This window comes from Bacillus sp. FSL H8-0492, assembly GCF_038006145.1.
GTDB classification, from domain to species: Bacteria; Bacillota; Bacilli; order Bacillales; family Bacillaceae_G; genus Bacillus_A; species Bacillus_A mycoides.
Genome location: NZ_JBBOUP010000001.1, coordinates 3,960,484 through 3,986,172, shown reverse-complemented (window position 1 = coordinate 3,986,172; position 25,689 = coordinate 3,960,484). Strand labels below are relative to the sequence as shown.

Below are 25,689 nucleotides of genomic sequence, written 5' to 3'. Positions count from 1 at the left end.
TAAAGGAGGGCTTACAGAATGTCTGAACAAAATAAAGCAAAAACATTACCAGATCGCAATGAGATTGAAGAAGCAAGCACATGGCGATTAGAAGATATTTTCCAAACAGATGCAGAATGGGAAAAAGAATTCCAAGCTATTAAAGAGCTATTGCCAAAGTTAACTGAATTTAAAGGGAAGCTTGGCGACTCTGCAGACAATTTGCTTGAGGCATTGCAATATGAAGATGAAATTTCAATGCGATTAGGTAAGCTATATACATATGCACATATGCGTTACGATCAAGATACAACAAACTCTGTGTATCAAGCACTGAATGATCGCGCAACAAATTTATACTCACAAGTATCTAGTAGCACAGCGTATATCGTACCTGAAATTTTATCTATTTCAGAAGATACATTGCAAACATTTTTACAAGAAAATCGAGAACTAAGTGTATATGAGCATGCATTAGAAGAAATTACACGTCAACGCCCGCACGTATTATCTGAGGCAGAGGAAGCGTTATTAGCAGAAGCATCTGAAGTGATGAGTGCATCAAGTAATACATTCGGTATGTTGAATAATGCGGATTTAAAATTCCCATCTATTAAAGGTGAGGATGGAGAAGAGGTAGAAATAACACATGGCCGTTACATTCAGTTTTTAGAAAGTGATGATCGTCGTGTTCGCGAAGATGCATTCAAAGCTGTATTTGAAACGTATGGGAAATTTAAGAACACATTTGCAAGTACGTTAAGCGGGGCAGTGAAACGTAATAATTTCAATGCACGTATTCGTAAATATGACTCTGCTCGCCAAGCAGCATTAAGCAATAATAATATTCCTGAGGCAGTATACGATCAACTCGTTGAAACGGTAAATGACAACTTACATTTATTACACCGTTACATTGATATTCGTAAGCGTGCACTAGGACTTGATGAGCTTCATATGTACGATTTATATACACCACTTGTACAAGAAGTGAAAATGAATGTGAAGTATGAAGAAGCGCAAGACCTGTTATTAAAATCTTTAAACGTACTTGGTGATGAATATGTTGAAATTTTAAAAGAAGCATATGAAAATCGCTGGGTAGATGTGTACGAGAATAAAGGCAAACGAAGCGGAGCATATTCATCTGGTGCATACGGAACAAATCCGTATATTTTAATGAACTGGCATGATAATGTAAATAATTTATATACACTTGCTCATGAGTTTGGTCATTCGGTGCATAGTTATTACACAAGAAAGACACAGCCACACGTATACGGTGATTATTCAATCTTCGTTGCAGAGGTAGCATCAACTTGTAATGAAGCGCTTCTAAATGATTATTTATTAAAAACGACAGAAGATAAAAAAGAGCGTCTATATTTATTAAATCATTATTTAGAAGGATTCCGTGGTACTGTATTCCGTCAAACAATGTTTGCAGAGTTCGAGCATATCATTCATAAAAAAGTACAAGAAGGACATGCGGTTACACCAGATATGTTAACGGAGATCTACTACGATTTAAATAAGAAATATTTCGGGGATGCTTTAGTAATCGATAAAGAAATCGGTTTAGAATGGTCTCGTATTCCGCACTTCTATTACAACTATTACGTATATCAATACGCAACAGGATTTAGTGCAGCGACTGCGTTATCTAAACAAATTTTAGAAGAAGGACAACCTGCAGTAGAACGTTACATTAACGAATTCTTAAAAGCGGGAAGCTCCGATTATCCAATTGAAGTGTTGAAAAAAGCAGGAGTTGATATGGCATCTCCTGAACCAGTGAAAGAGGCACTTCAAGTATTTGAAGAGAAATTAAATGAATTAGAAGCGTTATTATTTGAAGAAAAGTAATGAGAAAAGACGAGGGGTTTTATCCTCGTCTTTTTTGTTTGAAAATGTTTTTGTCGATATTTGTCGAAAAAATAAGGAGGATTTCCTTACTTTTTCTAAATTAGAAGGCAGTTTTACAGTTGATTTTTGTAATTAAAATCCTTTAAATCGTTTTCTATAGTTGAAATAAGAGACAGCGATGACGATAACTCCGAATAAAAGAGGGAAGGCAATAATTTTAGGAAAAGCTTGTAGTAGAGAAAGGATGTACAAGAAAAAAGAAACAATGAAAGCTAGAAAAATTAGCGCGATATGAGACTTTTTCATTAATAAAACCTCCTAAATGTTCTTTTTTATAGCTTATTCAAAAATGAAAACGTTTAGAATGTGACAAAAATGTGAAATTCGACAAAAGGGGTTGTCATCTGACGTCGAATCTTGTAATATAATAAGCGTGAACGAATTCACATACAAACATATACCCCTTTGTTTGAACGTGAAAATTTCTCCCATCCCCTTTAATATTTTTATAAGCCGTAAAGAAAAAGACCTGGTGTTTACACCAGGTCTTTTTCTTTTGCTATCCATTTCCAATAACGCTCGCACTTCACTTCAATCATTTGTACTTTTCGTTTTAGTTGTAATTTTTTTAGTTCACGCTCTATTTCTTGCTGAGGGCAGTCATATATAAATGAGATTTCCTTTGAAGAAATAAATTGTGTTGCTTCTAGTAATACTTCTAAAGGAGGTAATGGTTCTGGCTCAATTTCGCATTTTACCAGTTCTTTTAATAGCTGTACGTATACATCATAGGAATAAATCCCTGTGATTTTAATACCTTCCTCATCTGAATTTGCATGAAAAAATAGGAGGGAAGGTATTTCTGTAATATGCATCTCATTTGTGAATTTTAGGTCGCATTGGAAAGCTTTTTTTGCGCTAACTGAGTGTAGGTCTTTTTTAAATTCCTCTACATCAATGCCACTATCTTTAGCACATGTAAGCAATAATTCACAGTCAGGGTTTGATACATTTTCAAGAAAAATGTATTCTTGGAGTTTTCGCAAAAACTTCGAACCTGCTTTTCGGCCTTGCAACTCCGCCGCCTTAATTGCCATCGAAACTAAATACGGTGTTGACGACGCCTCTTGCATATGTACTTTTCCATCACATGAAAAACCTTGTAAACTTGTTGTCTTTTCCCACACAAATCGAATATTAGCAGGTTTATTCCATTTGTGTGAGGAAGCGTTCGCCCCGTCCACTTTTCCTGTTACTATATGACGAATAGAGAAGTATTTTCCATACTCAAGCCATAGTTTAATAATAAATGGCTCGATATCCCAGCAATCTTTACAAAGTGGATCAATAAATAAATATGCTTCTACAGATTTATGCTCGCATGTGGAAGGAGAAGGCATATTTATATGCTTTGCTTCCTGCTTATCCATTACACTTCACCTGTTTCATTTGGAGTATTGACCATATGTTGAGCAGTTAATGCTAAACGTTCAAAAACAAACTCTCTTATATGACCGTGCACTCCTGTATCATCCATTGCTTGCTCCATACATGACAGCCAAGCTTCTGCGCGTTTTGGAGTAATCTCAAACGGAAGATGGCGTGCTCTTAGCATAGGATGCCCATGTTCTTCAGTGTATAAATTAGGACCACCTAAATATTGTGTTAAAAATTGTTTCTGCTTCCTAGCAGTTTCTGTTAAATCATCCGGGAAGATCGGAGATAAGTCAGGGTGTTCACTGACATAGGAATAAAATGTATCCACTAATGTTGCAATGCATTGTTCACCGCCGATTGCTTCAAATGGTGTCATCGGTTGCTTGCTCATCCTTTATAAACCCCTTTTTCCATGAAATGTATATCTATTGTAGCAATGGAATGTTATGAAGAGCAACTAAACAGCCTTCATAACATTCTTTGCTTATTCTATATGTTGCTAATAAATCTTTTGCTTTTCAAAAAGGTGAAATGTAGCCGTAAGTACAGCTCTTCTTCACTGATGGAAATTTTACTTTAGCGCTCTTCGTTTTGTTTGGCAAGGAAAAAGCGTTTTACTTTGTTGTTTGTATGACGAACTGGTACGTTATGTTGCTTTAATAACCTTATAAATGCTGCTTTACCGGTCTTTTCATCTTGCACTTCGTATTCAATTTCATAATCATCGTGATTGTAATAGAAACTATGATCAAAGACAAGCGTTCCGCCTTCAAATAATATTTCAGCTCTTTCTGTTGTTAAACTACCCATATAAGTTAAAGAGGAAACGGGAATTTGTAATTTGTGTAGCTGATCCATTACAGTTCCTTGAATGATTGTGTTTGTTTCCATCATAAGTTGTGCTTCTTTTTCTGTTACAGACTGATGAGTTTCTAATAAACCAATTTCAGCAGGTTGTTTTAATGTTAATGTATAAGTTCCATCTTTATGACGAATACGAAGTGCAGAGCCCGTATCTTTTAAAGCGAAGTGAGGCGTTTCAAAGTAGTGATTTACTTGTTTTGTAAATGCTTCAATAGAAAAAGATTTGCATAATGTTTGGAATTCTTCCTCTGTAACCATATTTTTAAATTCAATTTCAATTTCTTGTGTCATTGTATGCGCTCCTTTTGAAAAATAATTCTTTCCACATTATCGCTTTTTCGCAAATTTGGTTCAATGTTTTATTTGTTTGCGTCCATGTTATGATACAATAATACTGTTAAGTAAGACAGGAAGTTGAGATGGAGGAGTTCGAGTATGCAAAATAAAATTCAAGTTAAGAGCGTAGAAATGAGAGAGAATGCGCTTATTTTTTGTGCGGAAAATACTGAAATAGAGGTAAAGGAGTTAAGTGCGCGTAATCACGTACTTGTAGACTCAGACAATTTATCATTTTTATATATCTTAGAAAATGAATCATCTTTCATTTATGTAAGTATTCCGCATACATGCTGGGAAGCAGTGCATGAAGCGATGAATAAAGATACAGCGATGTTTATTCGCGTGAATGATGTTGAAATAGAATTAGAAGGATTAAAAGAAGAAGTAGAGTATTTAGTTGAAAATATTGAAGGTAATGCAAATTACGGAGAAGAACTAGTAACTGGTGTAGAAAAAGTGTTTCTATAAGCAAATGGATTGATTTTGGTGGTGGTTGAAATGAATCGTAATTGGGAAGAATTTTTAGCACCGTATCACCAAGCGGTGGCGGAGCTGAAAGTGAAACTAAAAGGAATGCGTACTCAATTTGCAATGTTAACGGAGCATTCTCCAATTGAGTTTGTAACAGGAAGGGTAAAGTCGGTTGCAAGTATTATTGATAAAGCGGAGAAGAGAAATGTACCGCTAGACCGAATTAGAGAAGATATGCAGGACATCGCGGGCCTTCGAATGATGTGTCAATTCGTAGATGAGATTAAGCCTGTTGTAGAATATCTTCGAAAACGAAATGATTTTGACATTGTAGAAGAACGTGATTATGTAACGCAAAAGAAAGATAGCGGCTATCGCTCTTACCACGTTGTCATTAGTTATCCTGTTCAAACGATACAGGGGGAGAAAAAAGTGTTAGTTGAAATTCAAATTCGCACGTTAGCAATGAATTTTTGGGCAACGATTGAGCATTCTTTAAATTACAAATATAGTGGACGTTTTCCTGAAGATATTAAAATACGCTTACAACGTGCAGCGGAAGCGGCGTTTTTATTAGATGAAGAAATGTCTTCCATTCGTCTTGAAATTCAAGAAGCGCAAAAGGTCTTTTCACGAAAGCAGGAAACGAAAGATTCTGAATCATAAACTAAAGGGTGTTGGGCGATGAAATTTACAATTATGTCAAAGGGAGATCAATCATCAGATACACTAGCAAGTACGATGAAAGAATACTTGTTAGATTTTGGGTTTACAATGGATGAAAAGGAACCTGATATTGTAATTTCTGTTGGGGGAGATGGAACGCTTTTATATGCATTCCATCGTTACCATAATCGATTAGATGAAACCGCATTTGTTGGTGTACATACAGGGCATTTAGGTTTCTATGCAGATTGGTTACCGACGGAAGTAGAGAAGTTGGTGATCGCAATCGCTAAAACACCGTTCCAAGTGGTTGAATATCCACTTTTAGAAGTGATTATTCGCTATGTGAATGGTAGTAAAGAGTCGCAGTATTTGGCGATGAATGAAGCGACTGTAAAAAGTGCAGAAGGTACATTAGTAACAGAAGTGGAAATACGCGGAGAGTATTTCGAAACGTTTCGCGGAGATGGTCTTTGTATTTCTACTCCTTCAGGAAGTACCGCGTATAATAAGGCGCTTGGCGGAGCAATTATTCACCCTTCTATTGAAGCGATTCAAATTGCAGAAATGGCATCTATCAACAATCGTGTATTTCGTACGGTAGGTTCGCCGCTCGTACTGCCGAAGCATCATACATGCGTTTTAAAGCCGGCTGCAGGAATGAACATGCAAATTACCGTGGATCATTTGACGATGGTTCATCAAGATGTGAAATCAATTCAGTATCGCGTTGCAAACGAGAAAGTACGATTTGTTCGTTTCCGTCCGTTCCCATTCTGGAAACGTGTTCGTGACTCGTTTGTTGCAGATAAATAGAGAGGGTTTATATATTTGAACAGATTTACATTGAAATGGGATATAGGGCTGGCTGAAGAGGGAACTTTAGTTAGAGAATTTTTGAAAACAAAAGGGATTTCGAAAGCTGCTTTAACGGATATAAAGTTCCGCGGGGGAGCAATTGAAGTAAACGGTCAACACACAAGTGTTCGTCACAAGTTACAAGCTGGTGAAGAGTTACAAATCTTTTTTCCAGTGGAGGAAAGAAGTGAAGGGATGGAAGTGGAAGAGATCCCTTTATGTATCGTATATGAAGATGATGCGGTTCTCGTTATAAATAAAGAAGCAAATATGTCGACGATTCCGTCTAGGGAGCACCCGTCAGGAAGTATTGCAAACGCTCTTTTATATCATTATGATAAACAAAGTCTTGCAAGTACGGTGCACATTGTGACGAGGTTAGATCGTGATACTTCAGGGCTTATGCTAATTGCGAAAAATAGATTCGTTCACCACCTTTTATCGAAGCAGCATCAACAAAAAGGGGTGAAACGAACGTATGAGGCAATCGTTCATGGGACTATTTTAGAAGAAGTAGGAACGATTGACGCGCCAATCGGACGAAAATCGGATAGTATTATCGAGCGAACTGTCTGTGAAGATGGTCAAAGAGCTGTTACTCATTTTAGAGTGTTGGAGAGTTCTTCCGATAAGACGCATGTAGCGCTTGAGCTCGAGACGGGAAGAACACATCAAATTCGTGTACATATGGCATATATAGGACATCCGCTACTTGGGGATGATCTATACGGTGGCCGAAGAGATGTGATAAAACGTCAAGCGCTGCATAGTACATCTTTGACGTTTTATCATCCAATTTTAGAAAAGGGAATGACTTTTACCGTAAGTATCCCAGAGGATATGCAATACGCTTTACATAACAATTAAAAGGGAACAAAATTCTTATCATAAAAAGAATTTTGTTCCCTTTTTTTAGCGGAATAATATTAAAATTTGATTTTCACCAGTACGTTTTATAACGAAAAAGCCACTTTCAGCTTTCGTGGCAATGCCGTCATCATTCGGACGACAATATCCGTGTGTTTCGCAAGTGCCGTCATCACGTACTAACATTTGTCCAATTAATCCGACAGGAAGCCACTCAGTACGGTCTCTTCTTGATATATACTTACAAGCTGGATCCCATTCTGTATTTAAAAGAGGTCGTATTTCTTGCGTATCCGTACGCGTATATTGACGTTTTCCGAAGCTGTCTGTTTTATAGCGTTTTTGCCAACTTAAAGCACCGCTATTTCCTATGAGAGCGGGGGTAGCGCTAGATATTCCTAATATGAATGAATCATTTGAAGTAGCTTTTCGAATTTTTTCTTCGCTACTAAATGTAATGAAATAGCCGATATCAATAGGGCTATGATCTGCTGCCTCAAACATTTGTGCAAAATCAGTACCACCTGCATTGTAAGAAGCACCATCGATATACATTTCTCCGTTATGGGCAAGCCATTTGGCACCTATATTATAATCAGTGTCATTTGTCCCATTTGCGATAAACCAGGAATAAGCTTCTTCTGCTGTACCAAATTTACCCATAATATGGCTGCCTGCAAAATTAGCTGTTGATGTATGATTTCCTTCCGCATGAGATGAGAATCCGTTAGCGATAGTTGCGGTTCCTTCTGCATGTGCTGCTTCGCCCAAAGCAATTGCATGTTTTCCTTCTGCATGAGAATAAGAGCCGCCTGCTGTCGTTTCACTCCCTTCGCTATGCGAACTATGTCCAGTTGCCTTTGTTTTTGTCCCTTCTGCATGAGAAAAGGGACCCGTTGCATGTGTAAGAAGCCCTTCTGCATGTGAAGCGATTCCATCAGCTTTAGAGTGAAGTCCTTCTTTATATGCGTGACGAGCTCCTTTGTTATTTTCTTTTTTTATAGGTGTAGGTACAGGAGCCTGAATAGGGGCGGATCTTTCTATTTGTACATCGTTGCCCGAGATTAATGCTTCTTTTATTTTTTTTACTTGATTTATAATAGTAGCTGGAATTTCTGGTTGTACTTTTTCCTTTATTGCTGCAGGAATGTTTTCTTCTATATTTTCTTGTATCTTTTCCGAATTAAGCACAGGTTCATCATTATTAGAAGCGAGCTTCTTTTTTTGTTTTGCTTTTATTTTCCTGCTATCTATAATTCGCCTCATAACAGCATTTTCTAAAGAGATATATTTTTCTCTCGGTTTGCTTTTTTTTGATGACTCTTGTTCTTCTATTTCTTCTATAGCTGCAGCTCGAATACTGCACCAGTTGTTAATTCCATACATGGGATGGTATAAAGGGTGGAATTTTCTTTTTTGTTTAGAAGATTTTTTCTTCATTCCGTCACCTCCTGCGACAGTATATGCCGTGCAATTAAAAAAAGATGCACTTTATTGCATCTTTTTTTAATTGCTTTATCTAGTTTTAGTGTGGAATATGTCTAGAAAACACCATGATCCTCTGCAAATCGTGAATTGTATTAAGTAGAGGTATTTATCCCGATTGGTGCGGGCTAATAATCAGTGGGGGATGAACAAAACCCTCACTGATTAAAGTTTCACTTTATGAAATTGGGCGGAACTTTTCAGGGACAAAAGGTAGGGAAGAAGGGACAGAAACGGTCTCCAACTCAGGGTAACGTAGTCCAGTTAGTTTACCACCAAATACAGCACCAGTATCAATATTGACTGTATGATTCACAAAGCGAGGTTCATTGACAGGTGTATGTCCATAAACAATCCATGTTTTACCCTTATACTCTTTCGCCCAATCTTGGCGGACAGGTGAGCCGTCAGGGTGTTTTTCGCCTGTAATATCACCATATAATACAAAGGTTTGTACTTTTTTATCTTGTCTTCCTATGTAATCTTGCCGAATACCAGCGTGACAGACGGTTAAATTTTTTTCATCCAGTATGTGATATAGCGGTGATTGTTCGTAAAGAGTAATGAATTTTTCTTTTATTATTTGTTGCTTATTAGAAGGCAATGCTTCATATTCTGCAACAGTTGTTTCGAGCCCGTGAGCGATTGTAACATTACGTCCAAGGAAGAAACGATACAGTTTATTACAGTGATTCCCTGGAGCATAATAAGCATCTTTTCTATTTATTACGAGCTCCCATACAATTTCAATCATCCGTAATGAATGAGGACCTCGGTCTGTAATATCACCAACGAATGCAAGCCTTCGTTTTGCGTTATGAATTGGGATACCACTATCCCAGCTATACCCTAGTTTCGTTGTTAAATCTTGAAACTCTTGGAAGCATCCGTGAATATCACCTATAATGTCATATTTCATATTTAAACCTCCAGCTCATTTTTTCATTAGTATATCTAAAATGGACATAGAAAAAAACCATACCGTTTTTCGATATGGTTCATTTAAACATAAAGATTTTAGTTCTTGAGCGTACGTTTAAAATAAATCCAATAGCAACCATATATGTGAGCAGTGAACTCCCGCCGTAGCTCATAAGCGGTAACGTTATTCCTGTAATAGGGAGTAAACCAATTGTCATCCCAATATTTTGGAATACTTGGAACGTAAACATTCCAATTGTACCAGCGCAAATATAACTACCGAAAGGTTCATTGCTTTCTAAAGCGATATGGATCATTCGGTAAATGAGTAAGAAAAAAAATGAAATAATAACACTTGCTCCTAAAAAACCGAATTGTTCAGCGATATTTGTAAAAATAAAATCTGTATGTGGCTCTGGAAAATATACTTGTCTATTTTCCCATCCTTTTCCTTGCATCTCTCCTGATCCAGTAGCTAAAAATGCTTGTCTTAATTGGTATCCTTGTGCGTCATATTCATAAGGTGCAAGCCAACCATAGAAGCGATTTAATTGATATTCTTTTAGAATGTGCTCTTTAAAGAACTCTGTATGCGTGAAATAAATATATGTTAAAGTAGAGCCTATGGCGAAAATACCGGAGGTTAATCCGAGGATAAAGCGCCAACGTATACCAGAAACTAAAACCATTGTTGCAAGCATCGCTGAAATGACCATTGTGTTTCCTAAATCAGGTTCTTTTGCGATTAGAAGTAGTGGAGGTAAACTAGCTGCAAATATTTTTAAAAGTAAAACGAAATCTTCACGAGTTGTCCGAAAAAGGTATTTTTCATTATGATTCGCTATAATTCGTCCAACGACGATAATCAAAAATAATTTCATAATTTCAGAAGGCTGAAAGTTTCCGATGCCTGGAAGTCTGTACCACGCGGTAGCCCCTTTAATTGTAACGGCGCCAGGAACTTGAAGTTCTAGGCCAATTAGAAGTATGAGTGCAAAGCTATATAAATACCAAGCAATTTGTTTATAGCGATCGAAATCAATAACCATAATAACACCAATGGCGATAAATCCAATGGCATACCATTGGATTTGTTTTAATACAAAATTTACGTTTTGTAAAAATGGTGGTAAAGAAGCTTGTGCACTTGCGATAGCGAAGCAGCTAACAATCCCAATGGCAAATAAAATGAATATTAATATGTAGTCTATTTGATATTGAGTGTTCGGATCTTTCACTGTATGAATTCCTTTCTACTGCTCTCTATATTAGTGGGTTTTAGTTGGTGCATCACATAGTTTAAAAAGAATGTATGAACTATACGCATTATTCACGTAAAGCTCACACATTTTATTTTCGCAGAATAGACTAATGATGTAGCTCTTTTATAATTATGTCCAAACAATGGGAAAGACGTACATGTGCATCTGGAATGAGGTTTGGTAGCTGGCTATAATATTCTAAGGAACCTTTACACCATTTATAAGCGCTAATTAGACCTAGTCTATAATCTGTATTATCTTGTAAAAATCCGTATTCTTTTGAAGTTATAACGAGGTGCGTAAAATCCTCAGATCCTTCAAGGAGCTTGCTGTGTATTTGTTGCCCAGTATGGTAGCGAAATTGGCTTAAAGGTTCGGATATGTATACTGCGTCTCCTTTAGAAAGTAAGGAAATCCATGATGCCATATCGACACTACAAGAATAGTGCCTTCCTTTTAGCGTGCCGAAAGGTTCAGTGAGTAACTGTTTTCTAAACAGAATAGTTGTAGGTTCACCGATAATGTTATGTCCACCTTTTAACATCCAGTCGCCTAAAAATATTCCGTTTAATTGAATGTCTTCGCTATATAATCTTTGTGTTGGATGAGCATCTCCAATTAAATTCCCGTGATCATCAATACGTACTCGATAAGAAGTTATAAGAGCGAGATTTTTATTTGTGTCTTGCTCAAAATAAGCCATCATTTTTTGTATTTTATGATTATAAAACACATCATCGTCCATTAAAAAATTTATATACTCCCCATTAGATTTCTCTAAGAGCATAAGATCGTTATGAAATTGTCCTAAAGTAGTGGTATTTCGAATGTATGTTATGTTTTTATAATTAGGTAAATACTGTTCATTTATTAAGATTTCTGTTTCATCATTTGTACTATCGTCTCCTATAATAATTTCAATGTTTGGATAAGTTTGTGCTAATGCACTTTCTAGAGCAATTTTGAAATAATGTGGTCGATTATAAGTGGGAATAAGGATGGAAACGAGAGGTGACTTTTTTTTATTATTCATACGAAACTACCTTTCAGAAGCTTTTTTTGTAAGAACGATATCTTGATAACTTGTATACTCATTTCTGCCGCACCATAAACCATAATGCGGTTTATTAATTACCTCTAAGCCATGTTTATTTAATAAGGTGCGGATATCTTCTTCAGGATAGGCAACTGCGAAATTAGGAATATCTTTATTCACAACATAACAATTTTCAATTTGATGATAAAAACCTAATGTACTTAGCCCAGAATTTAAGTAATAGGATGATTCAGGGTTAATGAGAAAGAAGGTAATAAAACATCTCCCATCTTTTTTTAGAACACGTACAATCTCAGATACGTAATGTTCTAATTCTTTCGGAAGGAGATGGGTAAATACAGAAGTTAAAAAAATAAAATCGAATGAATCGTCTTCATATGGAAATTTGTATTGAGAAGCATCTTCTTTTCCTTCTGGGTTGTAGAATTGATTATATATATCAACGTGTTCAAAATGGAAATTGCTACGGGCAGTTGAAATATTATTTTTGCACCATGTAATGCCATCTTTAAATAAATCAAATCCATAATAAGCTCCATCATCACCTAAGTAATTCATTAATGGAACCGCCATTCGACCGACACCACAACCTACATCTAACACTGTTTCATTGGATTTTAAACTACCAATTTGAATAAAATGCTTTATGAATTCTTTTCCAACCTTTTGAAAGTCGCCACCTACATATTGGACGAGTTCGGGAGGTGGGATTAATGCGATTTTTTTTTCAAGCTCGCTCATAATTTCACTCCTTCCTTGTAGTAAATAGGGAACCAACATTTTTAACATGCAGCTAACATTTTATAGTGGGAGGGGAAACGATATTAGAACTGTTGCGATATGTAAAAAGCTCCCTAGAACAACTGGAAATAGTAATGGGAGCTTTTGTTTTTATTTATCATGCTATTGGCGAAGGCTAATAATTAGTGTGAGATGGAGAAACCCTAACTGAATAAAGTTTCGCCCTATTCTTTTCGCCAATAAACCCCGAATACATCAATTTTAGTAATAGGAGCTTTTAAGTTTCTTTGATTTCTAAAGTCTGTCACGGCCTCTGCACAAGCTGGTAGTCCATAGTCATCAATAATAATATAGCCGCCCTTAGAAACTTTATCGTATAAGTTCACGAGACCATCCATTGTGGATTCGTACATATCACCGTCAAGGCGTGCAATTGCAATTTTTTCTATTGGTGCTGTTGGTAAAGTATCTTTAAACCAGCCTTTTAAAAATTTTACTTGATCATTTAATAAATCATATTTTCTAAAATTCTCTTGTACTTGTTCTAAAGAAACGCGTAAGTAATCGAAAGAGTGTAAATAATCTCCGTAATCTTTCGGATAGTGTTCTAAATTCGGTGTTGGCAAACCTTCAAATGAATCTGCAACCCACACATTACGATCAGTAATGTTATTTGCCTGTAAAAAACCATTCATAAAAATGCACGATCCCCCGCGCCACACACCTGTTTCAATAAAATCACCTTCTATATTTTCACGGACAACTGTTTCCAGTGCTTCATGTAATTGATTCATTCGTTCCCGGCCGATCATACTGTGTGCTGCTCTGGGCCAATCCATCCCATCTTGACGTTCACTTTTTAAAACATCTGGTTTCACAATTTTCAAGTTATGGTTTTCAGCATATTGCTTAATGAATAAAGGAAGTGGTACGGTAACTGGTTCATATGGGAGTTCCTTAGAAATATGTAATGAAGCAGGTAAGTATGGCTCATACTCTAGCCATATTTCAAATAAAATTGTTTTCTTTAACAACTCGAGATAAAGCTGAACAGCAAATTTATTTTCCATATTTGTGCCTCCTGCAAAATGTCATACAACAATATGATTATGTAGATAGTGAAAGTTTCATGCTTGAATTCATAATTGAAAAAGCAGTAAAACTGATATCAGTTTTACTGCTAAGTAAAAAAATTAAGCGATTTTTTCAATAATAATGGATGCACTTGTACCAAGAGCTAGAGATAATCCAAGTCCTGTAACAACAGCTTCAACCATTGATGGCGTTATTGTAATTTGTGTAATTGCCTGGATAACGAGAGGCGCTCCAAGTGAGATTAAACTTGTTCCAGCGCCAGGTATATTAACGCCGTTCACTTGAATTGCAAGGCTACCTAATATACTTACTGCTGCAGTATATGCGATAACAGTAATTTTATAGAATCCAGTTTCACTTATGATGAAAGTATCAGCGTCTAATTGAGAAATTGCTGTACCAAACTGAGATCCAACCGTGTTAAACGGTACAGGATCATTAATTCCAAGAGCTAAAGAAATTGTAGCAGAGTTAAATGCATACAATCCTGCTGGAAGTCCTAATCCAGATGGCCCAGTAGGCCCAGTAGGCCCAGTCGGTCCAGTCGGTCCAGTCGGCCCAGTCGGCCCAGTCGCACCAGTTGCACCAGTGTCTCCAGTCGGCCCAGTAGGTCCAGTTGCGCCAGTGTCTCCAGTCGGCCCGGTAGGTCCAGTTGCACCAGTGTCTCCAGTCGGCCCAGTCGGTCCAGTTGCACCAGTGTCTCCAGTCGGCCCAGTTGCGCCAGTGTCTCCAGTCGCGCCAGTTGTACCAGTGTCTCCAGTCGGCCCAGTAGGCCCAGTAGGTCCAGTAGGCCCAGTAGGTCCAGTAGGTCCAGTAGGTCCAGTAGGCCCAGTAGGCCCAGTAGGTCCAGTAGGTCCAGTCGGCCCAGTCGGTCCAGTCGGCCCGGTTGGAAGTGTAAACGGTGGTATTGGTGGTAAAGTTGGACCTACAAGATTAGGATCAAATGCACTAGCTGATAAGAATTCATCAGGATTTAAGCCATCTGAATAATTATTATTTGACATAAATTCACCTCCATAAAGCTTTCATTATATAGTAGATGCAAAATCACAAGAAAATGACACGGACATTTGAATTATTAAAAAGAAATCTTAAATAGCTTGAACAAGTTAAAAAAATGGAAAGTTTATTGTATGTATAACATATGATTGAGTTGGAAGAGGGTGATTATGTTGAACAAGCAAGGAATTACAATTAGTCTATGTATGATTGTTCGCGATGAGGAAAATACAATAGATCGATGTTTGGACGCGGTAGAAAAAATTGTTGATGAAATTATTGTAGTTGATACAGGATCCACTGATCGAACGAAGGAAATTGTAGCAAAATACACTTCTAACATACACGATTTTCCGTGGATTGATGACTTTGCGGCAGCTAGAAATTTTGCGTTTTCAAAAGCAACGCAAGAATATATATTATGGTTAGATGCTGATGATGTGTTATTAGAGGAAGCTCAAGAATCACTGAAAACATTAAAACGAGAGTTAGATGGTAAAGTTGACGCTGTTTCTATGCCTTATTATCTTGTAATGGATTCTAATGGGAAACCTTTATATTGCACAAGAAGATATCGACTTGTAAAGCGTGAAAAACAATTTCAATGGTTTGGAAAGGTGCATGAGTATTTAGCTGTTTCTGGTGAGATTTACAATAGTAATGTCGCCATTACACATAAGAAAGAAAAAGAAATAACGAATCGTAATTTGAGAATTTTTCAAAATGCTGTAGCAGCTGGAGAAGAATTAAGCCCGAGAGATTTATTTTATTACGGTAATGAATCTATGGATAATCAAAAATACGACGATGCGGTTCTTCTGTATGAAACATTTCTTAATCAAGAGGAAGGATGGCATGAAGAGAAAATTTATGCATGTGGTAAGTTAGGAGATTGTTATGCGAAGTTAGGAGACTGGGAGAAGGCAGTTGAAACTTGTACGAAGTCGTTTCGTTATGGTATTCCTAGAGGAGAGAATTGTACAAGAATAGGATATATATATATGGAACAACAAAAGTATAATGAAGCGATATTTTGGTTTAAGCTAGCAACTGAAGTGCCGCTAGCAGAGGATAGTCCTTTTCACAGTCCGGCTAGTTATACGTGGATTCCATATTTACAAATGTGTATTTGTTATAGCAGATTAGGAGATCAAGATAAAGCTTATTATTATAATGAATTGGCAGCTTCTTATGTTCCGAATAATGCTGCGATTGAATATAACCGTAAATATTTTAGAGGCATCTATGATAAACAATATAAAATGTAATTTGGTCTATTTTTAGGAAATGACTTGTCGCTATTCTAATGATAGTAGAATGGCTATATATTAGATTATCGGTAATGCAACCAATAGAGATGGTATCCTTTGTAGAATATCTTTTGTTTATATTTCAAATTCAATTTGCATAAGGAGTGTGTGAAATGAATCGGGAGAAAAGTTCTTTATACGAAGAAAAATCTGAACATTATTATAATGCGATAAATCCTAATTTATTCAAGCATATAAAAAAGGAATGGCAAGAAGTTCTTGATATTGGTTGCTCGAGCGGTGCATTAGGAGCGGCTATAAAAGAAAGTGGAGCACGTGTATCAGGAATTGAGGCGTTCCCAGAGGCTGCCGAAAAAGCGAAAGAAAAACTAGATCATGTTATTTTAGGTGATATAGAAACAATGGATCTTCCTTATGAGAAGGAACAATTTGATTGTGTCATATTCGGGGATGTATTAGAGCATTTATTTGATCCGTGGGCTGTCATAAAGAAAGTAAAGCCATATATAAAAGAAAATGGTGTGATTTTAGCTAGCATACCAAACGTTGCGCACATTTCAGTATTAGCTCCCTTACTCGCTGGAAATTGGACGTATACAGAATATGGCTTATTAGATAAAACGCATATTCGTTTCTTTACTTTTAATGAAATGCTAAGAATGTTTTTAAAAGCAGGATATTCTATTAGTAAAGTAGATCGTGTATATGTTGATCATAAAATATATGAGCCACTTATTGAAGAGTTATATGGAATTTGTAAAAAGTATCGTCTTGGAAGTGGCTTCATGGCTGAGACAGTTGTATTTCAATATATTATTGAAGCAGAAAAATCACAATTATGAGTGCTGCAGAAAAAACAATACTATTTGTTACATGTATAAATGATCGGAAATTGTATGCACAATGTGCGCGACATATATTGAAATTGGCAGTACCTCCTGGGTATACTATACAATTTATGCCGATTCGAAATGCAAAAAGTATGACGAGCGGATACAATCAAGCCATTTCACATCCAGCGAAGTATAAAGTGTATTTACACCAAGATGTCTTTATTATAAATGGAGCCTTTCTATACGGATTAATTCAATTATTTGAGGAGCATGAACATCTTGGGATGATTGGGATGGTTGGATCCCAATATGTTCCTCCAAATGGTGTATGGAACGAAGGGCGTGGGATTGTCGGGAAAGTCATTGGTTATATGAACGATTTGTTTTATATGGCAAGTTTAGAGCAACCATTTCATGAATCGAAAACATTTATTCCTGTGGAATGTATTGACGGTTTATTGATGGCGACACAATATGATATTCCGTGGCGAGAGGACTTATTTGATGGGTTTGATTTTTATGATGTATCCCAATCTTTTGAATTTAAAAAAGCTGGGTATACAGTCGGTGTCCCTGTGCAGCGTGATGCTTGGTGTATTCATTATCATTTCGATGTAAATATGACGAACTATGAAAAGTATAGAAAAGTATTTGTAGAGAACTATATGTCAGATGTGAATAAGGAAGAATAGAGGGCTACAAAATGAAAGATCATACAATATTAGTCGTTGTTTGTGTAAATAATGAAGAGCTTTTCGAGCAATGCGAAAGGCAAATAAGAAACATTGTTGTTCCCCCTGGCTATGTAGTGCAAATTTTTCCGATACGAGATGCGAAAAGTATGGCAAGTGCGTACAATCGAGCACTTTCATATCCGGCGAAATATAAAGTATATATACATCAAGATACTTACCTTATTAATCGTGATATGTTTTGTACCCTCATTTCTCTTTTTAAAGAAAATGAAAAGCTTGGTTTAATTGGAGTAGCTGGTGCTCAGTTTTTACCGAGTAACGGGATATGGTGGGAAGGGAAAAATTTAGTAGGGAAAGTGATTGAGTACAGAAGACAGAATTATCAATTATTAAATTTGGATCAGGGGTTTTATGGAAATCAATCTTTTATGTCAGTGCAAGCAATCGATGGTTTACTCATGGCAACGCAGTATGATATTCCGTGGCGAGAGGATTTGTTTCAAGGATTCCATTTCTATGATGTGTCACAGTCTTTAGAATTTCAAAAGGCTGGATATTTAATTGGTATCCCTAATCAAGCAAATCTATGGTGTATTCATTACAACGGAGATGAGTTTGATGCGGATACATATGAGAAATACCGGGAAATTTTTGTGGAACATTATAAAGAGGTGCTATCTCCATCATAAGGGAGAGATGAAGGATGAAAGGGATTATTTTAGCAGGCGGGACAGGATCGAGATTATATCCAATAACGAAAGTAACGAATAAACATTTACTTCCCGTTGGGCGGTATCCGATGATTTATCATGCGGTATATAAGCTGAAGCGATGTGAAATTACAGATATTATGATTATTACCGGTAAAGAGCATATGGGAGATGTTGTGAGCTTTCTAGGAAGTGGTCAAGAGTTTGGTGTATCCTTTACGTATCGTGTGCAAGATAAGGCGGGTGGGATTGCGCAGGCACTAGGGCTTTGTGAAGATTTCGTAGGAAATGATCGGATGGTAGTTATATTAGGAGATAATATCTTTTCAGATGATATTTGCCCGTATGTTGAAGAGTTTACAAGTCAAAAAGAAGGGGCTAAAGTGCTGCTTCAATCTGTAGAAGATCCCGAGCGATTTGGTGTAGCGCATATTCAAGGCCGAAAAATAATTGGAATTGAAGAAAAGCCGAATGAGCCGAAAAGTTCTTATGCTGTTACGGGAATTTATTTGTATGATTCGAAAGTCTTTTCTTATATAAAAGAATTAAAACCTTCCGCAAGAGGGGAACTTGAAATTACAGATATAAATAATTGGTATTTAAAACGAGGAGTACTTACTTATAATGAAATGAGCGGCTGGTGGACTGATGCGGGAACGCATGCTTCTCTTCAAAGAGCGAATACGTTAGCGCGGGATATAAACTTTGGGAAACAGTTTAATGGAGAATAGGTGAAAATATGAAAGTTGTAGAAACAAATTTTACCGATGCGAAATTGTTAGAACCGAGATTGTTTGAAGACGAGCGAGGTTTTTTTACTGAAAGTTATAATAAGAAGATGCTAGAATCGTTAGGGATTACGCATTCATTTCTGCAAGATAACGTATCTTATTCAGCGCATTCGGGGACGATTCGAGGGCTACACTTTCAAAAAAATCCGAAAGCACAAACGAAACTCATTCAAGTTATGCAAGGTGCAATATATGATGTTATCGTTGATTTGCGAAAAGATTCACCTACATTTAAAAAGTGGAGAGGTTATATTTTAAGTGCGGATAATCATAGGCAATTATTAGTGCCGAAAGGATTTGCTCATGGTTTTTGTACACTTGTACCTCATACAATTGTTATGTATAAAGTAGATGAGTATTATAGTGCTGATCACGATTCCGGTTTGCTTTGGGAAGATAAAGAATTATCAATTCCATGGCCGGTAACAAATCCTATCTTGTCCGATAAGGATCGAATATTACCATTACTTCAGGAATATGAAGATAGTTTTTAAGTAGGAGAGTTGTTTATGAATATATTAGTTACAGGTGGAGCTGGATTTATTGGAAGTAATTTCATTCACTATATGTTAAAAAACTATGAAACATATAAAATCATTAATTACGATGCATTAACATATAGCGGGAATTTAAATAATGTAAAGTCTATTCAAGAAAATCCTAACTACTCATTTGTAAAAGGGAAAATCCAAAATGGAGAGCTGCTGGAACATGTTGTTAAGGAACGTGACGTGCAAGTAATTGTAAATTTCGCAGCTGAATCACATGTGGATCGTAGTATTGAAAACCCAATTCCTTTTTATGATACGAATGTAATAGGTACAGTCACGCTGTTGGAGTTAGTGAAAAAATATTCACATATTAAACTCGTGCAAGTATCAACAGATGAAGTATACGGTTCTTTAGGGAAAACAGGAAAGTTTACCGAGGAAACCCCGCTAGCTCCTAATAGTCCATATTCTTCAAGTAAAGCGAGTAGCGACATGATAGCCTTATCTTATTATGAAACGTATCAATTACCGGTTATTATAACGCGTTGTTCTAATAACTACGGACCGTACCAATATCCTGAGAAATTAATTCCGTTAATGGTTACGAATGCGCTTGAAGGAAAGAAACTACCATTATATGGTGATGGATTGAATGTAAGGGATTGGCTGCATGTAACGGATCATTGTAGTGCAATTGACACCGTTTTGCATAAGGGATGTGTAGGAGAGGTGTATAATATCGGCGGAAATAACGAAAAAACAAATGTAGATGTTGTGGAACAAATTATAAAACTTTTAGGAAAAACGAAAAAAGATATTGAATTTGTAACAGACCGTTTAGGTCACGACCGTCGTTATGCGATTGATGCACAAAAAATGAAGAATGAGTTTGAATGGGAACCGAAGTATACGTTCGAACAAGGATTAAAAGAAACGGTGGAATGGTATAAAAACAATGTAGACTGGTGGAAACCACTAAAAGAAAAGTAAGGGGCATGTAGATGAAAGAACGGATTATTATAACGGGAGCGAACGGTCAGCTAGGGAAGCAACTACAAGAAGAGTTGAATTCTGAGGAATATGACATATATCCATTTGATAAAAAGTTATTAGATGTAACAAATATATCCCGAATTAAGCAAGTGGTACAAGAAATAAAGCCACATACAATTGTTCATTGTGCAGCGTATACGAAGGTAGATGGTGCTGAGAAAGAACAGGACCTTGCTTACTTAATAAATGCGATTGGAGCTCGAAATATAGCGGTTGCTTCACAATTAGTAGGGGCTAAGTTAGTGTATGTCAGTACCGATTATGTATTTCCAGGTGACAAACCGGATGGCTATCATGAATTTCATAATCCAGCACCGATAAATATATATGGAGCTTCTAAATTTGCAGGAGAGCAGTTCGTAAAAGAGTTACATAATAAATATTTTATAGTTCGTACATCGTGGTTGTATGGTAAGTATGGAAATAATTTTGTGAAAACGATGCTACGATTAGGAAAAGAGAGAGAAAACATATCTGTTGTAGCGGATCAAATTGGCTCTCCTACGTACGTGGCAGATTTAAATATGATGATTAATAAGCTCATTCACACTTCTTTATACGGTACGTATCACGTATCCAATAGAGGATCATGTTCTTGGTTTGAATTTGCCCAAAGAATATTTTCGTATGCAAATATGAAAGTGAATGTATTACCTGTTTCAACTGAAGAATTCGGATCGGCGGCTGCGAGACCAAAATATTCTATCTTTCAACATAACATGCTACGATTAAATGGTTTTTTACAAATGCCTACTTGGGAAGAAGGATTAGAAAGGTTTTTTATAGAAACAAAAAGTCATTAACAAATTTATGTTAGTGACTTTTTTGTTTGCCTTTAAGAGGTTTTATGGTACTATAATTATAGTATCAGGTACTAATAACAAGTATAAGTATTTCTGGGAGGATATATCATGGAACTATTACAAGGGAAAACATTTGTTGTTATGGGCGTTGCGAACCAAAGAAGTATTGCATGGGGAATTGCTCGCTCTTTGCATAATGCAGGTGCAAAATTAATATTCACATATGCAGGAGAGCGTTTAGAAAGAAACGTTCGTGAACTAGCGGAAACATTAGAAGGACAAGAATCACTTGTATTACCTTGTGATGTAACGAATGATGAAGAACTTACAGCTTGCTTTGAAACTATTAAGCAAGAAGTTGGTACAATTCACGGTGTTGCTCACTGTATTGCCTTTGCAAATCGTGATGATTTAAAAGGCGAATTTGTAGATACTTCTCGCGATGGATTTTTACTTGCACAAAATATTAGTGCATTCTCTTTAACAGCTGTAGCAAGAGAAGCGAAGAAAGTGATGACAGAAGGCGGAAATATTTTAACTTTAACATACCTTGGCGGCGAGCGCGTTGTGAAAAACTATAACGTTATGGGTGTTGCGAAAGCTTCGTTAGAAGCTAGCGTGAAATATTTAGCGAACGATTTAGGACAACATGGCATTCGCGTTAACGCTATTTCTGCAGGACCAATTCGTACGTTATCTGCGAAAGGTGTAGGCGACTTTAACTCAATCTTAAAAGAAATTGAGGAACGCGCACCACTTCGTCGTGCGACGACTCCAGAAGAAGTTGGAGATACAGCAGTATTCTTATTCAGTGATTTAGCACGCGGAGTAACAGGTGAAAACATTCATGTTGATTCAGGATATCATATTTTAGGATAAATATAATAGGAATTAAAGTTTAAAAAGGACAGTCTCTAAACGTTGAGACTGTCCTTTTTAATTGTTCCCAGAAAGAACGATTTTTAACGAAAGTTCTAGCCACGTTATGAATATAACTATAATAGTACACGATTTATCCAGCTACGTATGGAAGTGGGAGGGACGAGTGTGAAGAATAAAAATAAAAGTTCAACAGTTGGAAAACCGTTGTTATATATTGCACAAGTAAATTTAGAACTCGCTGCACCGAAAATAAAAAGAATTATTTTAACGAATTTCGAAGATGAGGATCAAAAAGAGCAAAGTAATAGAAATGAAAGTATTGTAAGTAGTGCTGTGGAAGAAGTGGTAGAACAAGAGAAACAAGAACCACGAGAGGAGCCTCAAGTGGAGGTGGAAGAAAAAGTAGAGGAAGAGCAAGTGAGAACGGTCCCTTACAATAAATCCTTTAAGGATATGAATAATGAAGAAAAAATTCATTTTTTATTAAATCGTCCTCATTACATTCCAAAAATAAGATGTAGAATAAGAACGACGACCGTCTCATATATAGGATCGATTATATCTTACCGTAATGGCATTGTATCCATTATGCCACCAAATAGTATGAGAGATATTCGATTATCTATAGAAGACATCAAATCGATTGATATGGCCGGCTTTTAAATATGTAAAGGTGGTAGAAAGCTTCTACCACCCCAATAGTTTTTTAGTTTACTTAACTATAGAAACGTCGCGTAAGCACTGAATAGCACAGAAGCAGCTTAAATCAACAGTAATGCAAGTAGATGTCGAGATTAATCTTGCATTTGGTATAGCTAAAAACGTACAAATTGGATCGTCGCCAGGTGGTACAGGAGACCCGTCACCTAATACTACAGTTAACACACGTAAGACAGCACAGCTATCATCATCTACGCTTTCCACACGGAAAATTGGAGATCGGCAGCTAGTAAGGCTTGAAGATGGTGCAAATGCTTCAAAAGGTTCACCAGTTTTTGTGTATAAAATAAAAGGGCGTGTATTTGCTACTGCTGCAGTATTGTGTGCTCCTAAAAATGGAATTTCACAACCAGAACCACATGTTGAACTAGAGCAATCTTGTAGTTCATTGATGAATTTTACGACGTCAACTACGCAGTGAGAAGAGCTATGGTGTTTATTTTCGTTACAACTCATTAATGTCACTCCTTATCTTCTTGTTTGTATTTACATTAATAAGATATTGGAGTGGGGGAGATTTGGTCACAATCTTAAGACCTTTTTTTTTAAATAGGCTAAAGAGGATAGGGAAGGTGGAATTATGTTATTTACAAGCTGGCTTTTATTTTTTATTTTTGCGCTAGCTGCATTTAGATTAACTCGTCTTATTGTTTATGATAAAATTACAGCTTTTTTGCGAAGACCGTTTATTGATGAGTTAGAGATTACAGAGCCTGATGGAAGTGTATCGACTTTTACAAAGGTGAAAGGGAAAGGATTAAGAAAGTGGATTGGAGAATTATTAAGCTGCTATTGGTGTACAGGTGTGTGGGTTAGTGCTTTTTTATTAGTTTTATATAAATGGATTCCTATTGTTGCAGAGCCTGTACTAGCATTATTAGCCATTGCAGGCGCAGCAGCGATCATTGAAACAATTACAGGATATTTTATGGGAGAATAATAAAGTGAAAATTTAATCAGTGGGGGGCATCCCCCGCTAATTATCAGCCCTCACCAATCGGGATAAACCTTCATGATGTTAGAAAAAGCGGAGTTTAAGAGGATGCGGGAACGGAAATAAGGAGTTGTTCATATAGTAAATAGACAGAATTGACAGTAGAGGAGATGTTTGCTGTGAGCAATAATCCAAGGCGAAATTCATATGACCTGCAGCAGTGGTATAACATACAGCAACAGCAACAAGCACAACATCAGGCATATCAAGAGCAATTACAGCAACAAGGGTTTGTGAAAAAAAAGGGATGCAACTGTGGGAAAAAGAAGAATACAATAAAACAATATGAAGAATGAAACACTCATGTTACGGTGAGTGTTTTTTATTGTAAAAATAAAAAGCGGTATTTCAATTAAGAAATACCGCTTTTTACTAGCTAATTTGTGCAACTGTTAATGCTGCAGCACGGATGTCTACAGTTCCAAGCAGTTCAACTGGTACAATTTGAATTAAGTCACCAGGGTTTAAGTTAATAAGAATAACACCACTGGATACGTCTACTTCACCGGTACCAATAACGTTAGAGCGAACCGCTGTACCTGATCCAGGAATAATGTTAGCTGGTGTACCTAATGATAAGAAGAAACGACCAGCTTCTGGTGCAGTAGGAACGTTATCAAGACTAATCGTTAATGTATAACTGATTTGATAAATACCAGCTACTTGAATTCGAATACCGTCTCCGACACTTACTGTATTATTTATTACAGGAACAGTAATATTTGGGTTTGGACTTACGCTAGGTAATAGTAGTGGTGTGAATAGTGAAGCGAACTGAGGTGCAGAAGCGTTGAAAGCAAAGCCGAAGGCAGGTAGTGTACTAGCTGGTTTCGCTTCGCAATCAATCTTAGTAAATTCGCAATCAGAAGAGAACATGTTTTTCACTCCTTTATCTGTTTCTACTTTTAGTTAATGAAAAGGACAGGTTCTATGTTCTAGACAAGTTCCCAATTTTATAAAAAATACATAATAATACCTTTTAAGCATGGATTGGGTGGCAGAATCATCTGCCACCCAATCCATGCTTAAATTAGTATTCAGTTTTATATAGAAACATCGCGTAAGCATTGAATAGCGCAGAAGCAACTTAAATCAACAGTAAGACAAGTGGAGGTTGATACTAGTCTTGCATTTGGTACAGCTAAAAACGTACAAATTGGATCGTCAGCAGGTGGTACAGGAGAACCATCACCTAATACTACAGTTAATACACGCAATACAGCACAATCATCATCATCTATACTCTCTACACGAAAAATTGGAGATCGACAGCTAGTAAGGCTTGAAGATGGTGCAAATGCTTCAAAAGGTTCTCCAGACTTTGTGTATAAAATAAAAGGACGTGTATTCGCTACTGATGCAGTGTTATGTGCTCCTAAAAATGGAACTTCGCAACCAGATCCACATGTTGTGGTTGCACATTCTTGTAGTTCATGTATAAAACGAACGACATTAGATACACAGTTGAAATCACAATCATGGTGATGATGATCTTCATTACAATTGCAGCTCATTATGTTCACTCCTTATCGTGAGTTC

At 36.7% G+C, this 25,689-nt stretch carries 31 protein-coding genes; 17 read left to right on the top strand and 14 right to left on the bottom strand.

What is annotated here, in order from left to right; genetic code table 11:
- Positions 1-18 precede the first annotated feature (18 nt).
- The gene (pepF, locus tag MHH66_RS20485; protein ID WP_002134970.1) at positions 19-1,845 is read left to right on the top strand and encodes an oligoendopeptidase F; all 1,827 of its coding nucleotides are present in this window, start codon (positions 19-21) and stop codon (positions 1,843-1,845) included.
- 132 nt (positions 1,846-1,977) lie between these two features.
- Here the strand turns inward: pepF and MHH66_RS20480 are convergent, their stop codons facing one another.
- The 4 genes from MHH66_RS20480 to MHH66_RS20465 form a co-directional block, all read right to left on the bottom strand.
- Positions 1,978-2,151, bottom strand: coding sequence for a hypothetical protein (locus tag MHH66_RS20480; RefSeq protein WP_002086970.1), 174 nt, complete (start codon positions 2,149-2,151; stop codon positions 1,978-1,980).
- 230 nt (positions 2,152-2,381) lie between these two features.
- Complete coding sequence (locus MHH66_RS20475) at positions 2,382-3,275, bottom strand: ClpXP adapter SpxH family protein (protein WP_002011359.1); 894 nt, start codon at positions 3,273-3,275, stop codon at positions 2,382-2,384.
- A complete protein-coding gene (locus MHH66_RS20470) occupies positions 3,275-3,673 on the bottom strand; it encodes a globin domain-containing protein (RefSeq protein ID WP_000043388.1) in 399 nt (132 codons plus the stop codon). The genes MHH66_RS20475 and MHH66_RS20470 overlap by 1 nt, the downstream gene beginning before the upstream one ends.
- 185 nt (positions 3,674-3,858) lie before the next feature.
- Complete coding sequence (locus tag MHH66_RS20465; RefSeq protein ID WP_078184095.1) at positions 3,859-4,437, bottom strand: CYTH domain-containing protein; 579 nt, start codon at positions 4,435-4,437, stop codon at positions 3,859-3,861.
- 144 nt (positions 4,438-4,581) lie between these two features.
- Here MHH66_RS20465 and MHH66_RS20460 point away from each other — a divergent pair, with 144 nt between their 5' ends.
- Genes MHH66_RS20460 through MHH66_RS20445 form a run of 4 tightly spaced genes read left to right on the top strand, consistent with a single transcriptional unit; the run spans position 4,582 to position 7,347 of the window.
- The gene (locus MHH66_RS20460) at positions 4,582-4,953 is read left to right on the top strand and encodes a UPF0738 family protein (protein WP_078184096.1); all 372 of its coding nucleotides are present in this window, start codon (positions 4,582-4,584) and stop codon (positions 4,951-4,953) included.
- A gap of 30 nt (positions 4,954-4,983) precedes the next feature.
- Positions 4,984-5,622: a GTP pyrophosphokinase gene (locus MHH66_RS20455; RefSeq protein ID WP_002125951.1), complete on the top strand. Its 639-nt coding sequence runs from the start codon at positions 4,984-4,986 to the stop codon at positions 5,620-5,622.
- A gap of 18 nt (positions 5,623-5,640) precedes the next feature.
- Entirely contained in the window at positions 5,641-6,438 is a 798-nt protein-coding gene (locus tag MHH66_RS20450) for an NAD kinase (protein WP_078184097.1), read from the top strand.
- A 15-nt stretch (positions 6,439-6,453) separates the two neighbouring features.
- The gene (locus MHH66_RS20445) at positions 6,454-7,347 is read left to right on the top strand and encodes an RluA family pseudouridine synthase (RefSeq protein WP_063217372.1); all 894 of its coding nucleotides are present in this window, start codon (positions 6,454-6,456) and stop codon (positions 7,345-7,347) included.
- Between the two features lie 45 nt (positions 7,348-7,392).
- On the opposite strand, the gene MHH66_RS20440 is transcribed toward MHH66_RS20445, so the two are convergent.
- The 7 genes from MHH66_RS20440 to MHH66_RS20410 form a co-directional block, all read right to left on the bottom strand.
- The gene (locus MHH66_RS20440) at positions 7,393-8,787 is read right to left on the bottom strand and encodes a peptidase G2 autoproteolytic cleavage domain-containing protein (RefSeq protein ID WP_061674938.1); all 1,395 of its coding nucleotides are present in this window, start codon (positions 8,785-8,787) and stop codon (positions 7,393-7,395) included.
- Positions 8,788-9,010: 223 nt separating this feature from the next.
- On the bottom strand, positions 9,011-9,751 hold the full coding sequence (gene prpE, locus MHH66_RS20435; protein WP_063217373.1) for a bis(5'-nucleosyl)-tetraphosphatase PrpE: 741 nt from the start codon (positions 9,749-9,751) through the stop codon (positions 9,011-9,013).
- Positions 9,752-9,830: 79 nt separating this feature from the next.
- Positions 9,831-10,991 carry an FtsW/RodA/SpoVE family cell cycle protein gene (locus MHH66_RS20430; RefSeq protein ID WP_078184098.1) on the bottom strand — a complete coding sequence of 387 codons (1,161 nt, stop codon included), beginning with the start codon at positions 10,989-10,991 and terminating at the stop codon, positions 9,831-9,833.
- A 130-nt stretch (positions 10,992-11,121) separates the two neighbouring features.
- On the bottom strand, positions 11,122-12,048 hold the full coding sequence (locus MHH66_RS20425; RefSeq protein ID WP_002030400.1) for a glycosyltransferase family 2 protein: 927 nt from the start codon (positions 12,046-12,048) through the stop codon (positions 11,122-11,124).
- A gap of 6 nt (positions 12,049-12,054) precedes the next feature.
- The gene (locus MHH66_RS20420; protein WP_002030399.1) at positions 12,055-12,813 is read right to left on the bottom strand and encodes a class I SAM-dependent methyltransferase; all 759 of its coding nucleotides are present in this window, start codon (positions 12,811-12,813) and stop codon (positions 12,055-12,057) included.
- Between the two features lie 224 nt (positions 12,814-13,037).
- Entirely contained in the window at positions 13,038-13,883 is an 846-nt protein-coding gene (locus MHH66_RS20415; protein WP_002186420.1) for a TylF/MycF family methyltransferase, read from the bottom strand.
- A gap of 123 nt (positions 13,884-14,006) precedes the next feature.
- A complete protein-coding gene (locus MHH66_RS20410) occupies positions 14,007-14,912 on the bottom strand; it encodes a BclA C-terminal domain-containing protein (RefSeq protein ID WP_078184099.1) in 906 nt (301 codons plus the stop codon).
- A 165-nt stretch (positions 14,913-15,077) separates the two neighbouring features.
- On the opposite strand from MHH66_RS20410, the gene MHH66_RS20405 reads away from it, so the two are divergent.
- The 10 genes from MHH66_RS20405 (at position 15,078) to MHH66_RS20360 (ending at position 23,099) form a co-directional block, all read left to right on the top strand.
- The gene (locus MHH66_RS20405; RefSeq protein ID WP_063217377.1) at positions 15,078-16,175 is read left to right on the top strand and encodes a tetratricopeptide repeat-containing glycosyltransferase family 2 protein; all 1,098 of its coding nucleotides are present in this window, start codon (positions 15,078-15,080) and stop codon (positions 16,173-16,175) included.
- A gap of 155 nt (positions 16,176-16,330) precedes the next feature.
- Entirely contained in the window at positions 16,331-17,020 is a 690-nt protein-coding gene (locus MHH66_RS20400; protein ID WP_063217378.1) for a class I SAM-dependent methyltransferase, read from the top strand.
- Positions 17,017-17,703, top strand: a complete 687-nt coding sequence (locus tag MHH66_RS20395) for a glycosyltransferase family protein (RefSeq protein WP_002140852.1) — start codon at positions 17,017-17,019, stop codon at positions 17,701-17,703. Before MHH66_RS20400 ends, MHH66_RS20395 begins: the two co-directional genes overlap by 4 nt.
- A gap of 11 nt (positions 17,704-17,714) precedes the next feature.
- Positions 17,715-18,395, top strand: a complete 681-nt coding sequence (locus MHH66_RS20390; protein ID WP_063217379.1) for a glycosyltransferase family protein — start codon at positions 17,715-17,717, stop codon at positions 18,393-18,395.
- 14 nt (positions 18,396-18,409) lie between these two features.
- Entirely contained in the window at positions 18,410-19,147 is a 738-nt protein-coding gene (locus MHH66_RS20385) for a sugar phosphate nucleotidyltransferase (protein WP_002030415.1), read from the top strand.
- Between the two features lie 8 nt (positions 19,148-19,155).
- Positions 19,156-19,701, top strand: coding sequence for a dTDP-4-dehydrorhamnose 3,5-epimerase (gene rfbC / locus MHH66_RS20380; protein ID WP_002011381.1), 546 nt, complete (start codon positions 19,156-19,158; stop codon positions 19,699-19,701).
- A 15-nt stretch (positions 19,702-19,716) separates the two neighbouring features.
- Positions 19,717-20,688, top strand: a complete 972-nt coding sequence (gene rfbB, locus MHH66_RS20375) for a dTDP-glucose 4,6-dehydratase (RefSeq protein WP_002125972.1) — start codon at positions 19,717-19,719, stop codon at positions 20,686-20,688.
- An 11-nt stretch (positions 20,689-20,699) separates the two neighbouring features.
- On the top strand, positions 20,700-21,554 hold the full coding sequence (gene rfbD / locus MHH66_RS20370; RefSeq protein ID WP_063217380.1) for a dTDP-4-dehydrorhamnose reductase: 855 nt from the start codon (positions 20,700-20,702) through the stop codon (positions 21,552-21,554).
- Between the two features lie 108 nt (positions 21,555-21,662).
- Positions 21,663-22,433 (top strand): enoyl-ACP reductase FabI, encoded by a 771-nt coding sequence (fabI, locus tag MHH66_RS20365; RefSeq protein ID WP_002011384.1) that lies wholly within the window; start codon positions 21,663-21,665, stop codon positions 22,431-22,433.
- Between the two features lie 147 nt (positions 22,434-22,580).
- Complete coding sequence (locus tag MHH66_RS20360) at positions 22,581-23,099, top strand: CotO family spore coat protein (protein WP_002030408.1); 519 nt, start codon at positions 22,581-22,583, stop codon at positions 23,097-23,099.
- Between the two features lie 48 nt (positions 23,100-23,147).
- Here MHH66_RS20360 and exsY read toward each other — a convergent pair whose 3' ends face one another.
- Positions 23,148-23,612: an exosporium assembly protein ExsY gene (gene exsY / locus MHH66_RS20355; protein ID WP_002166137.1), complete on the bottom strand. Its 465-nt coding sequence runs from the start codon at positions 23,610-23,612 to the stop codon at positions 23,148-23,150.
- Between the two features lie 124 nt (positions 23,613-23,736).
- On the opposite strand from exsY, the gene MHH66_RS20350 reads away from it, so the two are divergent.
- Together MHH66_RS20350 and MHH66_RS20345 are read left to right on the top strand one after the other, a co-directional pair.
- Positions 23,737-24,096 (top strand): DUF1360 domain-containing protein, encoded by a 360-nt coding sequence (locus tag MHH66_RS20350; protein ID WP_000899658.1) that lies wholly within the window; start codon positions 23,737-23,739, stop codon positions 24,094-24,096.
- Between the two features lie 164 nt (positions 24,097-24,260).
- Positions 24,261-24,446: a hypothetical protein gene (locus MHH66_RS20345; RefSeq protein ID WP_044438098.1), complete on the top strand. Its 186-nt coding sequence runs from the start codon at positions 24,261-24,263 to the stop codon at positions 24,444-24,446.
- 76 nt (positions 24,447-24,522) lie between these two features.
- On the opposite strand, the gene exsF is transcribed toward MHH66_RS20345, so the two are convergent.
- Together exsF and cotY are read right to left on the bottom strand one after the other, a co-directional pair.
- Positions 24,523-25,026 (bottom strand): exosporium protein ExsF, encoded by a 504-nt coding sequence (exsF, locus tag MHH66_RS20340; protein WP_078184100.1) that lies wholly within the window; start codon positions 25,024-25,026, stop codon positions 24,523-24,525.
- Between the two features lie 167 nt (positions 25,027-25,193).
- Positions 25,194-25,664 carry a spore coat protein CotY gene (gene cotY / locus MHH66_RS20335; protein ID WP_078184101.1) on the bottom strand — a complete coding sequence of 157 codons (471 nt, stop codon included), beginning with the start codon at positions 25,662-25,664 and terminating at the stop codon, positions 25,194-25,196.
- Between the last annotated feature and the right edge of the window lie 25 nt (positions 25,665-25,689).

Excerpts from the sequence above, each read along its gene's own strand:
- pepF (WP_002134970.1), top strand. The coding sequence starts at position 19 with ATGTCTGAACAAAATAAAGCAAAAACATTACCAGATCGCAATGAGATT.
- MHH66_RS20480 (WP_002086970.1), bottom strand. The coding sequence starts at position 2,151 with ATGAAAAAGTCTCATATCGCGCTAATTTTTCTAGCTTTCATTGTTTCT.
- MHH66_RS20475 (WP_002011359.1), bottom strand. The coding sequence starts at position 3,275 with ATGGATAAGCAGGAAGCAAAGCATATAAATATGCCTTCTCCTTCCACA.
- MHH66_RS20470 (WP_000043388.1), bottom strand. The coding sequence starts at position 3,673 with ATGAGCAAGCAACCGATGACACCATTTGAAGCAATCGGCGGTGAACAA.
- MHH66_RS20465 (WP_078184095.1), bottom strand. The coding sequence starts at position 4,437 with ATGACACAAGAAATTGAAATTGAATTTAAAAATATGGTTACAGAGGAA.
- MHH66_RS20460 (WP_078184096.1), top strand. The coding sequence starts at position 4,582 with ATGCAAAATAAAATTCAAGTTAAGAGCGTAGAAATGAGAGAGAATGCG.
- MHH66_RS20455 (WP_002125951.1), top strand. The coding sequence starts at position 4,984 with ATGAATCGTAATTGGGAAGAATTTTTAGCACCGTATCACCAAGCGGTG.
- MHH66_RS20450 (WP_078184097.1), top strand. The coding sequence starts at position 5,641 with ATGAAATTTACAATTATGTCAAAGGGAGATCAATCATCAGATACACTA.
- MHH66_RS20440 (WP_061674938.1), bottom strand. The coding sequence starts at position 8,787 with ATGAAGAAAAAATCTTCTAAACAAAAAAGAAAATTCCACCCTTTATAC.
- prpE (WP_063217373.1), bottom strand. The coding sequence starts at position 9,751 with ATGAAATATGACATTATAGGTGATATTCACGGATGCTTCCAAGAGTTT.
- MHH66_RS20425 (WP_002030400.1), bottom strand. The coding sequence starts at position 12,048 with ATGAATAATAAAAAAAAGTCACCTCTCGTTTCCATCCTTATTCCCACT.
- MHH66_RS20420 (WP_002030399.1), bottom strand. The coding sequence starts at position 12,813 with ATGAGCGAGCTTGAAAAAAAAATCGCATTAATCCCACCTCCCGAACTC.
- MHH66_RS20415 (WP_002186420.1), bottom strand. The coding sequence starts at position 13,883 with ATGGAAAATAAATTTGCTGTTCAGCTTTATCTCGAGTTGTTAAAGAAA.
- MHH66_RS20410 (WP_078184099.1), bottom strand. The coding sequence starts at position 14,912 with ATGTCAAATAATAATTATTCAGATGGCTTAAATCCTGATGAATTCTTA.
- MHH66_RS20405 (WP_063217377.1), top strand. The coding sequence starts at position 15,078 with ATGTTGAACAAGCAAGGAATTACAATTAGTCTATGTATGATTGTTCGC.
- MHH66_RS20400 (WP_063217378.1), top strand. The coding sequence starts at position 16,331 with ATGAATCGGGAGAAAAGTTCTTTATACGAAGAAAAATCTGAACATTAT.
- MHH66_RS20395 (WP_002140852.1), top strand. The coding sequence starts at position 17,017 with ATGAGTGCTGCAGAAAAAACAATACTATTTGTTACATGTATAAATGAT.
- MHH66_RS20390 (WP_063217379.1), top strand. The coding sequence starts at position 17,715 with ATGAAAGATCATACAATATTAGTCGTTGTTTGTGTAAATAATGAAGAG.
- MHH66_RS20385 (WP_002030415.1), top strand. The coding sequence starts at position 18,410 with ATGAAAGGGATTATTTTAGCAGGCGGGACAGGATCGAGATTATATCCA.
- rfbC (WP_002011381.1), top strand. The coding sequence starts at position 19,156 with ATGAAAGTTGTAGAAACAAATTTTACCGATGCGAAATTGTTAGAACCG.
- rfbB (WP_002125972.1), top strand. The coding sequence starts at position 19,717 with ATGAATATATTAGTTACAGGTGGAGCTGGATTTATTGGAAGTAATTTC.
- rfbD (WP_063217380.1), top strand. The coding sequence starts at position 20,700 with ATGAAAGAACGGATTATTATAACGGGAGCGAACGGTCAGCTAGGGAAG.
- fabI (WP_002011384.1), top strand. The coding sequence starts at position 21,663 with ATGGAACTATTACAAGGGAAAACATTTGTTGTTATGGGCGTTGCGAAC.
- MHH66_RS20360 (WP_002030408.1), top strand. The coding sequence starts at position 22,581 with ATGGAAGTGGGAGGGACGAGTGTGAAGAATAAAAATAAAAGTTCAACA.
- exsY (WP_002166137.1), bottom strand. The coding sequence starts at position 23,612 with ATGAGTTGTAACGAAAATAAACACCATAGCTCTTCTCACTGCGTAGTT.
- MHH66_RS20350 (WP_000899658.1), top strand. The coding sequence starts at position 23,737 with ATGTTATTTACAAGCTGGCTTTTATTTTTTATTTTTGCGCTAGCTGCA.
- MHH66_RS20345 (WP_044438098.1), top strand. The coding sequence starts at position 24,261 with ATGTTTGCTGTGAGCAATAATCCAAGGCGAAATTCATATGACCTGCAG.
- exsF (WP_078184100.1), bottom strand. The coding sequence starts at position 25,026 with ATGTTCTCTTCTGATTGCGAATTTACTAAGATTGATTGCGAAGCGAAA.
- cotY (WP_078184101.1), bottom strand. The coding sequence starts at position 25,664 with ATGAGCTGCAATTGTAATGAAGATCATCATCACCATGATTGTGATTTC.